A 12,397-nucleotide genomic window follows, 5' to 3' on the forward strand; every position below is an offset into this window, starting at 1 on the left:
TTTATTAAGAGGTTGCTTTGATATTTTAATAATTTTACATAGGATTTCTTTAGAAAAGATTTTAAACCGGTTTTCATAACATTTAAATATTATCAAATTCGTAATTTCTAAGATTATTTTAAGAATATTTTAAAATCATTTTAATATTTAAAAAATTTATGTTGCCACTTCGTGAAATCTACTTAAAACCCGTTGAAAACGTTATTTTAAGCTAATATAATAAAGACAAACCTGAAAATGGTATTTAAATTGATAAATTAAAGGATATCATGCGCGCAATATCATTTAATTATATTAATAAATTAAGGGGGAATAATAAATGACATCATTAGCTGTGTTAGGTTATTTAATTGTTATTGTGTTCATGGTATTAATAATGACTAAGAAATTAAGTCCATTTACATCACTTATTATTGTACCAATAATATTTGCTATGATTGGTGGATTTACAACTAAATTGCCAGCATTTATACAGGCTGGCCTTAAGGGTGTTGCAACAACATCTTACATGCTATTCTTTGCAATCCTTTTCTTTGGTATAATGTTAACAGTAGGATTATTCGATCCTCTTGTTAATAAAGTAATAAAAATAGTAAAAGGTGACCCACTTAAGATACTTATTGGAACAGCTGTTTTAGCAGCAGTAGTTTCTTTAGATGGTGATGGTGCTACTACAGATATAATTGTTTGTGCAGCATTAGTTCCAATCTATAACAAGCTTAAGATTAATAAAATGTACTTAGCAGCATTAGTTATAACTATGAATACTATACTTAACCTTATTCCTTGGGGAGGTCCAACTGCCCGTGTTGCTGCAGTTACAAAAATCGATGGCGCAGTATTAATGAAACCTTTCCTTCCAGGTATGGTTGTTGGCATAATATGGATACTAGTAGTTGCTTACTACTTAGGGTTAAAAGAACGTAAGCGTCTTGGAATTACCATCCTTGATGAAGCATCACATGGTGAAATGGCTGCAACATTAACAGAAGAAGAACTAGCTCTTAAGAGACCAAAACTTGTAGCTATAAACTTTATTTTAACTCTTTTAGTACTTGTAGCTCTTCTTTCACAAAAGGTTCCAGCTAACGTAGCTTTTGAAATAGGTACAGCTTTAGCATTAGTAATAAACTTTAGAACATTAAAAGAACAAAGAGCAGCAATATCACTTCAAGCTGACAGTATTATTCATACTGTAGGAATGATATTAGCAGCTGGTGTATTCATGGGTATTTTAACAGAATCTAAAATGGCAGATGCTATTGGAACTCATATCGTATCAATGGTACCAGCATCCATGGGATCACACTTCCTTGGAATTACTAGTTTATTAAGTATACCAGGGACATTCTTCTTATCTAATGATGCTTACTATTTCGGTGTTCTACCTGTACTTTTAAAGGCTGGCGCAGCTTATGGCTTCACCAATTTACAAGTTGGTGTAGCAGCATTATCAGGACAAGCAGTTCACTTACTAAGCCCATTAGTTGCATCAATATACCTACTATTAAATTTAACAGATCAAGACCTTGGCGAATGGCAGAAATTCTGCTTCCCAATTACAATGGTATTATTTGTAATTTATGTTGTAACATTAACGTTAACAGGAGCATTGCCTCTGTAAAGACATGTATATGATTATTACTCATGGCCTTACATTAAACCCCTCATTTATGAGGGGTTTTTTAATGGCTTTCTTATGACTTATTGCATATTGTCATTTACTTTTGTGTAAGAAAGTTTTCTTAAGGAAATTTAAATAATTTATAGACTAATTTTTAATTTAAAGAGGGAGGATGAAAAATGTCTTTAGGACGCATTGGAATTATTGTATTGGTTTCTCTTGCAGCATATATTACTTATTTTACATTGAAAGATATTATATTTCGAAAAATAAATTTAAATAAATGGATTATATTCACTTTAGGCTTAATTATAATTTTTGTTTCAAGATTTATTGGAGTAGGCTCAACAAGTATATACTCATATATTCTATCTGGACTATTTGTAATATTCTTGCTCTGGTTTTATGATTTATATGGTGCAGATAATAAAAAGAATACAAATGAGAAAAAAAGAAGATGAAACTTGTAATGAAAAAGTTCACCATGATTGGTGGACTTTTTTTATATAAAATTGAGTAATTTATGGTTTATAATCATTATATAGGCTAAGTTAATATTAAACAAAAGGAGATTAATGTAATGGATATTAAAATTAGAAGAGTAGTCATAGAAGATTTAGAAGCAGTAGCAGAGGTGGAAGAAAGATGTTTTCCAAAAGCAGAGGCAGCTACAAAGGCATCATTGGAAGAAAGAATCTTTTGGGTTTAAGTGGGTATATTTATATAAATACGATGAATAAAATCTTTTCAGCTAGATTATTAACAATGAGTATAGAATTAGGCGCAAGAGTAAAATATTGGGTAGAAAAAATATTATATTGATTTGGATTAACTTCTATGCTAAACTAGACATTAAGTTGCAGCTTATAAATTATAAAAAAGTTAATATAGTTTAGTTTTCTAGGGTTCCGCAGTATAATGCTGGCTGGTCCGAGAGAAGACGCACTGTAAATGTGGCCAGGTCAGGATAAAAGCCTGGGAGATATTTTAATAATATTTCCTTTGGCTTTTTTTATATTTATTTCTAATAAGTATAGAAAATTTCTTTGACAATAATTTTTATGTATATCAGGTTTAATGCCAATTTACAGGAGATAATATTAAAAATGGAATGGATAATTGGAGAATTAAAATCTTAGGATAATTATTTATAATACGAGGGAGGAAAATAATGAAGAAATTTGTAGTTGAAGATGATTTTTGGAGTCTATTTCCTAATGCTAAAATAGGAGTTGTTATCTGTAATGGTATAGATAACTCTTTAAAGGATGAGGAGAAGTATAAGGAACAGATTTTAACAGGAGAAAAGGAAGCCTTAAAGCACTTGCAGAATCCAGAATTTAGCAGTAATGAAGTTATAAAAATATGGAGAGAAGCATTCCAAAAGTTTAAAACAAAGAAGGGTGCAAGGTCCTCTATTGAAGCTTTACTAAAGCGTGTGAATAATGGAAACCATTTAGGGACTATTAATCCGCTAGTTGATATTTACAACTCTATTTCATTAAGATATGCATTACCCTGCGGCGGTGAGGACATAGAAAAATTTGCAGGAGATATAAGACTGACTAAGGCAGTTGGAAACGAAGATTTTGTAACATATGGAACGGATAAAAGCGAACCGCCATATGAAGGTGAGATAGTATATAAAGATAATGAAGGGGCAATCTGCAGGTGCTGGAATTGGCGTGAATCAGTAAGAACAATGCTTACAGAAAATACAAAGAATGCCTTTATGTGCATTGAATTAGTCGATGAAAAAAGAATAGCAGAGTTTGAGAATGCGTTGCAAGATCTAGCAAAGGCAATACAAGATAATTTAGGCGGAACTTGTAGGATCTCAATTCTTGATATTAACAATAAAGAAGTATCAATAGATTAATCTGAGGTGAAAAGTTGATGGGTGGTTTCAGTTATAAAGATATTTATATTGAAGATGGAAGAAGAGTTTTGGAAATTAACATACTTCCAGAAAAGTATTGCAACTTTGATTGTATTTTTTGTCCTATTGGAAGGTCACAAAATAAAATGGATACGCAAAAATCATTTGATGAGGTAGAAAGTTCATTAAAAGAGCTAGAAAGTAAAATAGAAGATACAAAGGCAGAATTAATCTTTATAAACTCAAAAGGAGAAGCTTTTGTAAATGATAAAATCGCTGATATTGTTGACTTTATCAAAGATAAAGTTATACCTGTAAGGTTGCTTTCTAATGGATATTTACTAGGTAGAGAAGAATATATAGAAACTGCTAATAAATGCGATGAGGTTATTGGAGAGATAAAAGTAGTAGAAGAAGAAGATTTTCAAAAAGTCCAAAGACCAATTGAAGGGTATACATTAGCAGAATATATTTCAAACATGGTTTCCTTTAATAGACAATACAAAGGGAAATTTATATTCGAGGTTACAATTATTAAGGGTTATAACGATGATGAAGAATCAGTTCAAAAGTTAAAAAATGTTATTAAAGAAATATCTCCAAGCAAGATAATTATTGAACGAATGGATGATGAAAGATTTAAGAAAAAATTTGGTATAACTGATGAAAGATTCGAGGAAATTTCAAATGTACTATTAAGTATTTAGTAGTGTTAAAACATAAAAGTTAAAGAATTAATTTCATATAAATCCATATCGTAAGCAAGCAGTGACGCTTGCTTTATCTTTTTCCTAAGTTAATAAAAATTTGTTTTATATTGATTTTTAAAAGGAAAATAATGTGTGCTTAAAATAACCAGGACCTTATCTGTATAAGATAGAGGAACTGCTTTTTTTTATTAATAATAGATTAGTAACAAAATATATAATATTGATGTTATATATGGTATAATTTACATAATACGGAATATAAATAAGCTTAAAATTATATAAAAGCAAAGTTTCAGGAGGATTATATGGGCAAAAATTATACAGAAATAAATTCAAAAGTATTTGATAAATGGATTGAGGAAGGTTGGGAATGGGGACAACCTATTAGTCACGAAGTTTTTGAAAGAGCTAAAAATAATGATTGGTTTGTACTTCTGACGCCTACTAAACCAGTACCTAAGGGGTGGTTTTGTGAGATAAAGAATGCTGAAATACTAGGTCTGGCTTCTGGCGGTGGCCAGCAAATGCCCATATTTACTGCATTAGGCGGAAGGTGTACCGTATTGGATTATTCTGAAAAACAACTCTTAAGTGAAAAAGAGGTAGCGAGAAGAGAAAATTATGAGATTAAAACAGTCAGAGCAGATATGACAAAGCCGTTGCCTTTTGAGGATGAATCCTTTGATTTTATTTTTCATCCAGTTTCCAATTGTTATGTTGAAGATGTTGCTCCTATTTGGAAAGAATGTTATAGAGTATTGAAAAAAGGTGGAATCTTAATGGCAGGACTTGATAATGGGATTAATTTTATTTTCAATGAGGAAGAGACAATGTTAATTAACAAACTGCCTTTTAATCCTTTAAAGGATAAAGAACAATATGATGATTCAATAAAAAATGACTGGGGAATTCAATTTACACATACCATTGAAGAACAAATTGATGGACAATTACGGGCAGGCTTTATTCTCACTAATATATACCAAGACACAAACGGTACAGGCAGACTTCATGAATTTAATGTACCTACTTTTTATGCTACCAGAGCGATTAAAAAGTAAGATATCTATTAATAATGGGAGGGGTTAATGTGGGTGATCAAAATGAGATTATAGTTGAAATTAGAGATTTATCCATGAATTTTGGTTCAAAGGAAGTACTGAAGGGAATAAATCTTGATGTTCATAGAGGAGAGATTATAGGTTATATAGGACCTAATGGAGCAGGTAAGAGCACTACAGTAAAAATCATTCTAGGGCTTGTAACTGGATATAAAGGAACGGTTAAAATATTAGGAGATGATATATCCCTATCTTTAATAGATTATAAAAAAAAGATAGGCTATGTCCCAGAAATTGCTGATATTTATGATAGCCTTACTGCTCAGGAATATTTGACCTTTGTAGGAGAGTTGTATGGGCTAGAACATATAACTGTAGACAAGAGAGCTAAAAGACTCATGTCAATATTTGATATGGAAGCAGTTTACACATCTAGAATTTCTTCATTTTCTAAGGGTATGAAGCAAAAGGTGCTTATAATAGCCAGTATGATTCATAATCCAGACATACTATTTTTAGATGAGCCAATTAATGGTATGGATGCAAACAGTGTAATTGTCTTTAAGGAGTTATTAGGTGAACTGGCACAGCAGGGAAAGACTATCTTTTATTCATCCCATATAATGGAGGTTGTAGAAAGAATCAGCAGCAGAATAATACTTCTTAATGATGGTAAAATTGCAGCTGACGGAACCTTTGAAGAACTTCAAAGAAACTCAAGTGAGGGATCTTTAGAGCAGATTTTTAATCAACTGACGGGCTTTAATAAACAAAAACAGGTAGCCGGTGAATTTATAGCTGCGCTAAGGGAGGTTTAAGCCCTAAATGGGCTTATACGAGTAGTTTGCGAAGTCCGTGAGTATGTAAAACTACTCAGTGTGACCACTGGAAGGGGGAATAGAATATGAGGGAGTTTAAATTATTAAAGTTTTTGGATATTTTTAAGGGAATCTTTATAAGCTTAGGCGTTGATTATAAAGTAATGCGGCTTATTCTTCAGGTGAAACTAACCATGGATACAAGGAGACCTACTACAATTATAAATAATAATGCAAAGCAGAAGGAAGACAAGAATAACTTCAATATGAGCTTACTTATGTACGCCTTTTATGGATTAATGTTTGGAATGGTTGCACTATTGCCTATGCCAATATTTTATACAATGACTACTATATTTACTGTGATATTATTGTTTACAACACTTATTATGATATCAGACTTTTCAGCTGTACTGCTTGATATTAGGGATAGAGGCATAATATCCTCAAGACCTGTGAGCAATAAAACCTTAAACATGGCAAAAACAATTCATATAGCATCATATATGTTAAGTATAGTTTTTGCCTTATCGCTAGTCTCCATTATTATTACCTCTGTGAGATTTGGGATAGTTTTTGCGCTTATTTTTATATTTGAGCTTGGATATATGTCCTTGTTTATAATATTTTTAACTTCCATTCTTTATTATGTAATACTATCCTTATACGATGGAGAAAAGCTTAAGGATATAATTAATTATTTTCAAATTGTTTTTACAATGCTAATTTTCATTGCACAGCAATTTACCAGTAGAATATTTTCTTTGGCAGGCAACAAGGTGAGTTATACACCTAAATGGTGGCATTATTTTCTGCCTTCAATGTGGATGGCGTCGCCGCTAACAATACTTAAAGAAGGTGCAAAATATAACAGCTATATATATCTAATGATTTGTTTACTTTTAATACCTTTTGTGCTTTTCCTTCTTTATGTTAAGTTAATAGCACCTTCCTTCGAACACAAGCTTCAAAAAATGAGCTCTTCTTACGGCTCCAGGAGAAAAGGAAGAATTAAAAACTGGTGGGAAGAAAAGAAAGTACAACTATTATGCCGTAGTAATATCGAAAAAGCTTTTTTTAGATTTATTACTAATATGCTTTCAAGTGAGAGAAAACTTAAGCTTCAAATATATCCTTTAATGATGATGAGTATAATATTTCCATTGATAATGCTTATATCTTTCTCCAGTATGGGTGGCTCACTTATTGATACTATAAGTAATCTTAGGAGCAGCAAGGTTTACTTTTTTATGTACCTTTCTGCATTATTTAATGTAAATTATGTATCGATAATTACAAGAAGTGAGAGCTACAAAGCCGCTTGGATTTATAGAGCTGCACCTATTAATAGGCCATCAGATATCTACAGGGCCGGTGTAAAGACTGTAATAGCTAAATACTCCATACCTGTTCTTTTGTTGCAATCAGTAGTATTTATTGCCTTTTGTGGAATCAGTATTTTACCTAATATAATTGTAATCTTTATTAATATGTTTTTAATTACATTAATAACTTTAAATATTAATAAAAAAGAACTTCCTTTCAGCAAAGAAATGCTTACTGCAAATCAGGGTCAAACAGGTAAGGGCTTCTTAACCTTGGTTATAGTCGCAGCAATTGGACTAGCTCATTTTGGCATAAGCCATTTTACTTACGGTACATTAATATTAGGTATATTATGTTTATTCTCATCAATTTTCCTGTGGAAGTATACATTTAACTTTGGGTGGAGTGGAGTTGAGCTATAGTTTCTAAGCCGAGAATCTTATATTAGTCAAGGAAGTGAAGAGTATTATGGAAACTAGAATTTATGAATTTAATAATAATATAAAAGTTTATTATACAAACCAAAGAAAAAAACTCCCCGCAGCCTACAAGGAGAAAGTAAAAAAACATTGGGAGGAGTTGCTTAAAAATGGCAAAAGGTTTTTTAATGGAGATGTGTACACTATAAATAATATTGAGGCAAATGAAAGTTTAATAAATATTTTCGTTGGATTAACTGATTATGCGCATTTTTTATATACCATAAACAAAAATACTTATGATGAGAATGATTGTAAGGTAATTCATACCTCAGTTTTGATTGAAACCTGTGATAATAAATTTGCTATAGGTGAAATGAATGAGGGCACTGCATTTCCTTATAAACTTCAGTTTATTGGTGGTGGTATAGACAAAAATGATATAAAAGGGGAAACTTTAGATCTAGAGCATAATATTAAAAAAGAGATTTTAGAAGAGCTAGGTATTGAAACTGAGGATAAAAGTACAGTGAAAAGTTTAAGACCTTACTTTTTAAAAAGTGGAGGAGAAGATAACTTTCTTTCAGCTATATTTAAAATGGAGCTATTAATTAACAAAAATGATATTAGATTATTGCTAAATAGTCATAACAAGAGCCTAGCATTAAAAAATAAAATGCAAGAGATAAGATCCTTAATATTTATAGATGCATCAAGAGAAGCAGTAAAGGAATTTATTATTAAAAATGAAAGTAAAAAGGACGGAAATCTTGTTGCAACCTTAGAAGCTGCAGTAGGTATAAGGCCAATTTTAACTTTTTAATAATACATTTTATATTTATGCTTTTAATTTATAAATAGGTAGGTGAAATGAGTATGAGGAAAAAGCAACCTTATGGAATATTAAATATTGTAGTACTTATTCTTGTTTGTTGTTTTTTATATCTATATAATTTACTAGCAGTTGCCATATGCTTGTTTATTGCAGTTGGCTATCTTGCATACGAAGCTTATAAAAAATGAAAATACATACTTTTAGGACAAAGTAGTACACTTTGAAATTCATTTTTTTAGTATTATTTAAGAAAGGGACTAAATTGGGTGATTAGATGGGACCTATAAAAATATTAGATAATATAGTTGAAACCTTTAAAATTATATTAGATAAAAACCTTGTTGGAATTTATTTGCATGGATCCTTGGCAATGGGATGCTGTACAACTGCTAGTGATATTGATTTAATTGCTTTAGTAAAAGAGCCTATTGAAACTTCAACAATGAAAGCTATTATTAAGGCTTTAATAAATTTTGAAAATTTACCTAAAAAGGGAATTGAGATGAGTATCGTTCTTGAGAAGTATGCAAAAGACTTTATATATCCTACACCCTTTGAACTTCACTACTCTGATTTTCATAAGGAAAGATATTTATCAAATGATAATTACATATGCGGTGGCTATACTGATAAGGATTTAGCTGCTCATTTTACAATAATCAAACATAGGGGAATTTGCTTGTATGGTAAAAGTATTGAGGAGGCATTCGGTAATGTTCCTAAAAAATATTATATAGATTCAATCATTTCAGATGTGGAAAATGCAAAGGAAGACATAATTGAAAACACTGTATATATAACTCTAAATCTATGTAGAGTACTATATTACTTAAAGGAAGAGGTCATTAGTTCTAAACTTGAAGCTGGGAATTGGGCTAAAAAAGAGATTCCTTTGCAGTATAGAAAGCTTGTAGAGGATGCTGTTAATGTATATAGCGAACAGTTAGTAAAATTAGAATTTGATAAAGGGTTATTGATTGAATATGCCGACTATATGCTAATGGAAATAGATAAATATAAATATAGAGATGTTTTGCTGTCGATTAAGAAACGTTATAATAAGGTAAGTGGATAAAGTTGTTAGGATTTTAATATATTGATTAATAGTAGTAAAAATTGAGAAATATTACATGGAGGTTTTTATGATTAGAAGTAAGGCAGCATTTGGAGTAATTTTGATAATGATGATTAGCGCTAGTATATTAGGTTGTACTAATCAACAATCATTGAAAGTAGTAAATGAGACAAGCACTAGTAAATCTAACAGCTCTGAAACCAATAAAACAGTGCAAACACAGCAGATGGCAAAGGCACCTAGTACAGATAATTCAAAAGATATAAAAGTAGCTGAAGAAACTTTTTATGGTCATTGGCAAATTGAAAAAGTTTTAGCATATGGACCTGTAGGAACTTATAGTAATGATGACATAAAAACTATAATAGGTAAGGAGCTAACTTTTTCCAAAGATAGTGCAAGTTGCTTTGGAGACCAAGTTGATAGCTTAAACAATACAGCATTAAATCCAGTTTATAAAAAATCAGTTATATTTAAAAATGATTTTGAATCAAGTAATCGCATGACCTTTGATAAATTAGGTATTAAAGGCGATTCAATCACAGAAATTGATGCTGCTGATGCAAAAGGAAACGGGTGCACCTTTTTCATTAAGGACAATAATACATTAATTTTATTCGGTGGTGGAGCTTATTTTGAGCTAATAAGAATCTAATTCATTTTTGACTTATAATACAAAACATAGGAGATTTATAACATGGATTTAAAAGAGAGAGCTAAAAAACTAAAATCAGATATACCTGCAATATTTATTGCTTTAAAAAAGAAAGAAACACCTATTATTGCAAAGCTATTTGCAGGAATTACAATTGGATATGCATTATCACCAATTGACTTTATACCTGATTTTATCCCAGTCATAGGCTTGTTAGATGATATAATTTTAGTTCCAATATTTGTTGCTATGACAATAAAATTTATACCAGAAGAAATATTTAATCAATGCAGAGTTGAAGCTGAAAACCTATGGGATAATGGGAAACCTAAAAAATGGTATTATGCAATTCCTATTATATTAATATGGTTACTAATAGTAATTTTTATTATTAAATTAGCTGTTCCATAAATGCAGCTTTCTTTCAACGTGAGATAAAGGTATAAGAACTAAGGGATTATTACAAATTATTATGGCATATTAGAAGATTAACCATGTTATAAGATTAATAATTTAAGGTGGTGGGTGGTTTGTTTACAACTATTTGCTCTGCACTTAGTATTTTACTGACAACAGCCGTATTGGTTCTATTAGTAAAAAAATTGATAATAGGGTTCAATGATAGATATACTGGTGTAATTATTTTACTTGCTCTAGCACTAGGTATAATAAGCATATTTTGCAGCGCCATTGGTGGTTTTGGTGCTATAAAACTGGATTTGATGTTTTTGCCTTCTAACGAAATAGCAAAAATTAAAAATCAAAATATTATAGCATTTGTTATTGGTTATGTTTCCCTTACATTAAATTATGCAATATTGAAAATTATAGAAAGAAAGAATAAAAAGGAACAACCAAAACAAGAAAAGCATTGGGATTTGTAGAAACTTAATTGATATTAAATGAATGACAAATTAAGAACGGGCAGCCGTAGCAGCCCGTTCTTTAAATATTGGCACTTATTTGTAAATTCTTTAAAGAAACGGCTGAGTCTCTTAACTTTTTCAGCTCTTCTTCGTTAAATGGAACTTCCAATACTTTTTTTACACCTGTTGAACCTACAATAGATGGGATACCTAAATATACATCCTCGATTCCATATTCTCCACTTAATAACGAGGAGACAGTTAAAATTGAATTTTCACCTCTTAATATAGCCTCTACAATTTTCCTTATAGCTAAGGCAACTGCATAATAGGTAGCTCCCTTTTTCTTAATAACTTCATAGGCAGCATTTTTTACAGACTCTTGTATTTCATTCTTATCATTTTCTCCACACCCATTATGAGAAGTACGACAAAATTCATCTATATTCATGCCTGCTATATTAGTCGAACTCCAAGTGGCTATTTCGGAATCCCCATGTTCACCAATAATATAGGTATGAATGTTTCTTGTATCTATATTGAATTTTTCACCCAGCATATACTTAAGTCTTGAGGTATCAAGTACAGTCCCAGATCCAATTACCCTTTCTTTTGGAAATCCAGAGAGTTTGTAAGTGATATAGGTCAAAATGTCAACGGGATTAGAAACAACAAGAAGTATTGAATTAGGACTATATTTAGTTATCTCTGGAATAATTGACTTAAATATAGATAGATTTCTGCCTATTAAATCTAATCTGGTTTCGCCAGGTCTTTGAGCTGCCCCAGCTGTTATGATAATGATATCTGAATCCTTTGTATCTTCGTAATCGCCTGCTGTTATTTCAACAGGTTTTACAAAAGAAGCGCCATGAGACAGATCCATTGCTTCTCCTTCAGCTTTATCCTTATTTATATCAACTATGACTATATTGGAAGCGAGTCCACCCAACATCAAAGTAAATGCTGTAGTTGAACCAACAAAACCAGAACCAATGATAGATATTTTTGCACCAGAATTATTCAATGTAGCACCTCCATGGTTTTTAAGAATATTTTTTATAACAAAATTATAAAACTATTTACATGAAAAAAATGTGATTTTAAACAAAATTTAAAAAATATAAAT

General features: G+C 30.8%; 15 protein-coding genes and 1 riboswitch. Of the genes, 14 read left to right on the forward strand and 1 reads right to left on the reverse strand.

Annotated elements, in window-relative coordinates:
• Window positions 1-319: 319 nt before the first annotated feature.
• The 14 genes from ACJDUH_RS08220 to ACJDUH_RS08285 all read left to right on the forward strand — a co-directional run bounded on the left by ACJDUH_RS08220 (window position 320) and on the right by ACJDUH_RS08285 (window position 11,286).
• Complete coding sequence (locus ACJDUH_RS08220) at window positions 320-1,624, forward strand: CitMHS family transporter (protein ID WP_406764668.1); 1,305 nt, start codon at window positions 320-322, stop codon at window positions 1,622-1,624.
• 179 nt (window positions 1,625-1,803) lie between these two features.
• The gene (locus ACJDUH_RS08225) at window positions 1,804-2,085 is read left to right on the forward strand and encodes a hypothetical protein (protein ID WP_406764669.1); all 282 of its coding nucleotides are present in this window, start codon (window positions 1,804-1,806) and stop codon (window positions 2,083-2,085) included.
• A 119-nt stretch (window positions 2,086-2,204) separates the two neighbouring features.
• Window positions 2,205-2,333 carry a hypothetical protein gene (locus ACJDUH_RS08230; RefSeq protein WP_406764670.1) on the forward strand — a complete coding sequence of 43 codons (129 nt, stop codon included), beginning with the start codon at window positions 2,205-2,207 and terminating at the stop codon, window positions 2,331-2,333.
• A 180-nt stretch (window positions 2,334-2,513) separates the two neighbouring features.
• Window positions 2,514-2,608, forward strand: a riboswitch (guanidine-I (ykkC/yxkD leader).
• 187 nt (window positions 2,609-2,795) lie between these two features.
• Complete coding sequence (locus ACJDUH_RS08235; RefSeq protein WP_406764671.1) at window positions 2,796-3,503, forward strand: B3/B4 domain-containing protein; 708 nt, start codon at window positions 2,796-2,798, stop codon at window positions 3,501-3,503.
• A 17-nt stretch (window positions 3,504-3,520) separates the two neighbouring features.
• Window positions 3,521-4,210 (forward strand): radical SAM protein, encoded by a 690-nt coding sequence (locus ACJDUH_RS08240; protein ID WP_406764672.1) that lies wholly within the window; start codon window positions 3,521-3,523, stop codon window positions 4,208-4,210.
• Between the two features lie 308 nt (window positions 4,211-4,518).
• On the forward strand, window positions 4,519-5,274 hold the full coding sequence (locus tag ACJDUH_RS08245; RefSeq protein ID WP_406764673.1) for a class I SAM-dependent methyltransferase: 756 nt from the start codon (window positions 4,519-4,521) through the stop codon (window positions 5,272-5,274).
• A 14-nt stretch (window positions 5,275-5,288) separates the two neighbouring features.
• Complete coding sequence (locus ACJDUH_RS08250) at window positions 5,289-6,092, forward strand: ABC transporter ATP-binding protein (protein ID WP_406764674.1); 804 nt, start codon at window positions 5,289-5,291, stop codon at window positions 6,090-6,092.
• A gap of 86 nt (window positions 6,093-6,178) precedes the next feature.
• On the forward strand, window positions 6,179-7,840 hold the full coding sequence (locus ACJDUH_RS08255) for a hypothetical protein (protein ID WP_406764675.1): 1,662 nt from the start codon (window positions 6,179-6,181) through the stop codon (window positions 7,838-7,840).
• A 46-nt stretch (window positions 7,841-7,886) separates the two neighbouring features.
• Window positions 7,887-8,660 carry a hypothetical protein gene (locus ACJDUH_RS08260; RefSeq protein ID WP_406764676.1) on the forward strand — a complete coding sequence of 258 codons (774 nt, stop codon included), beginning with the start codon at window positions 7,887-7,889 and terminating at the stop codon, window positions 8,658-8,660.
• A 53-nt stretch (window positions 8,661-8,713) separates the two neighbouring features.
• Entirely contained in the window at window positions 8,714-8,860 is a 147-nt protein-coding gene (locus ACJDUH_RS08265) for a hypothetical protein (protein WP_406764677.1), read from the forward strand.
• An 86-nt stretch (window positions 8,861-8,946) separates the two neighbouring features.
• The gene (locus ACJDUH_RS08270) at window positions 8,947-9,747 is read left to right on the forward strand and encodes an aminoglycoside adenylyltransferase domain-containing protein (RefSeq protein ID WP_406764678.1); all 801 of its coding nucleotides are present in this window, start codon (window positions 8,947-8,949) and stop codon (window positions 9,745-9,747) included.
• Window positions 9,748-9,814: 67 nt separating this feature from the next.
• Window positions 9,815-10,402 carry a hypothetical protein gene (locus tag ACJDUH_RS08275; RefSeq protein ID WP_406764679.1) on the forward strand — a complete coding sequence of 196 codons (588 nt, stop codon included), beginning with the start codon at window positions 9,815-9,817 and terminating at the stop codon, window positions 10,400-10,402.
• Between the two features lie 42 nt (window positions 10,403-10,444).
• Window positions 10,445-10,813 (forward strand): YkvA family protein, encoded by a 369-nt coding sequence (locus tag ACJDUH_RS08280; RefSeq protein ID WP_406764680.1) that lies wholly within the window; start codon window positions 10,445-10,447, stop codon window positions 10,811-10,813.
• A 119-nt stretch (window positions 10,814-10,932) separates the two neighbouring features.
• On the forward strand, window positions 10,933-11,286 hold the full coding sequence (locus tag ACJDUH_RS08285; protein WP_406764681.1) for a hypothetical protein: 354 nt from the start codon (window positions 10,933-10,935) through the stop codon (window positions 11,284-11,286).
• Window positions 11,287-11,347: 61 nt separating this feature from the next.
• On the opposite strand, the gene ACJDUH_RS08290 is transcribed toward ACJDUH_RS08285, so the two are convergent.
• A complete protein-coding gene (locus ACJDUH_RS08290; protein ID WP_406764682.1) occupies window positions 11,348-12,295 on the reverse strand; it encodes an L-lactate dehydrogenase in 948 nt (315 codons plus the stop codon).
• Window positions 12,296-12,397: the final 102 nt, after the last annotated feature.

Source organism: Candidatus Clostridium radicumherbarum, from assembly GCF_045310525.1.
GTDB lineage: Bacteria > Bacillota > Clostridia > Clostridiales > Clostridiaceae > Clostridium_AT > Clostridium_AT radicumherbarum.

What these genes read in the sequence shown, in the direction of transcription:
- ACJDUH_RS08220 (WP_406764668.1), top strand. Translation starts at nt 320, where the DNA reads ATGACATCATTAGCTGTGTTAGGTTATTTAATTGTTATTGTGTTCATG.
- ACJDUH_RS08225 (WP_406764669.1), top strand. Translation starts at nt 1,804, where the DNA reads ATGTCTTTAGGACGCATTGGAATTATTGTATTGGTTTCTCTTGCAGCA.
- ACJDUH_RS08230 (WP_406764670.1), top strand. Translation starts at nt 2,205, where the DNA reads ATGGATATTAAAATTAGAAGAGTAGTCATAGAAGATTTAGAAGCAGTA.
- ACJDUH_RS08235 (WP_406764671.1), top strand. Translation starts at nt 2,796, where the DNA reads ATGAAGAAATTTGTAGTTGAAGATGATTTTTGGAGTCTATTTCCTAAT.
- ACJDUH_RS08240 (WP_406764672.1), top strand. Translation starts at nt 3,521, where the DNA reads ATGGGTGGTTTCAGTTATAAAGATATTTATATTGAAGATGGAAGAAGA.
- ACJDUH_RS08245 (WP_406764673.1), top strand. Translation starts at nt 4,519, where the DNA reads ATGGGCAAAAATTATACAGAAATAAATTCAAAAGTATTTGATAAATGG.
- ACJDUH_RS08250 (WP_406764674.1), top strand. Translation starts at nt 5,289, where the DNA reads ATGGGAGGGGTTAATGTGGGTGATCAAAATGAGATTATAGTTGAAATT.
- ACJDUH_RS08255 (WP_406764675.1), top strand. Translation starts at nt 6,179, where the DNA reads ATGAGGGAGTTTAAATTATTAAAGTTTTTGGATATTTTTAAGGGAATC.
- ACJDUH_RS08260 (WP_406764676.1), top strand. Translation starts at nt 7,887, where the DNA reads ATGGAAACTAGAATTTATGAATTTAATAATAATATAAAAGTTTATTAT.
- ACJDUH_RS08265 (WP_406764677.1), top strand. Translation starts at nt 8,714, where the DNA reads ATGAGGAAAAAGCAACCTTATGGAATATTAAATATTGTAGTACTTATT.
- ACJDUH_RS08270 (WP_406764678.1), top strand. Translation starts at nt 8,947, where the DNA reads ATGGGACCTATAAAAATATTAGATAATATAGTTGAAACCTTTAAAATT.
- ACJDUH_RS08275 (WP_406764679.1), top strand. Translation starts at nt 9,815, where the DNA reads ATGATTAGAAGTAAGGCAGCATTTGGAGTAATTTTGATAATGATGATT.
- ACJDUH_RS08280 (WP_406764680.1), top strand. Translation starts at nt 10,445, where the DNA reads ATGGATTTAAAAGAGAGAGCTAAAAAACTAAAATCAGATATACCTGCA.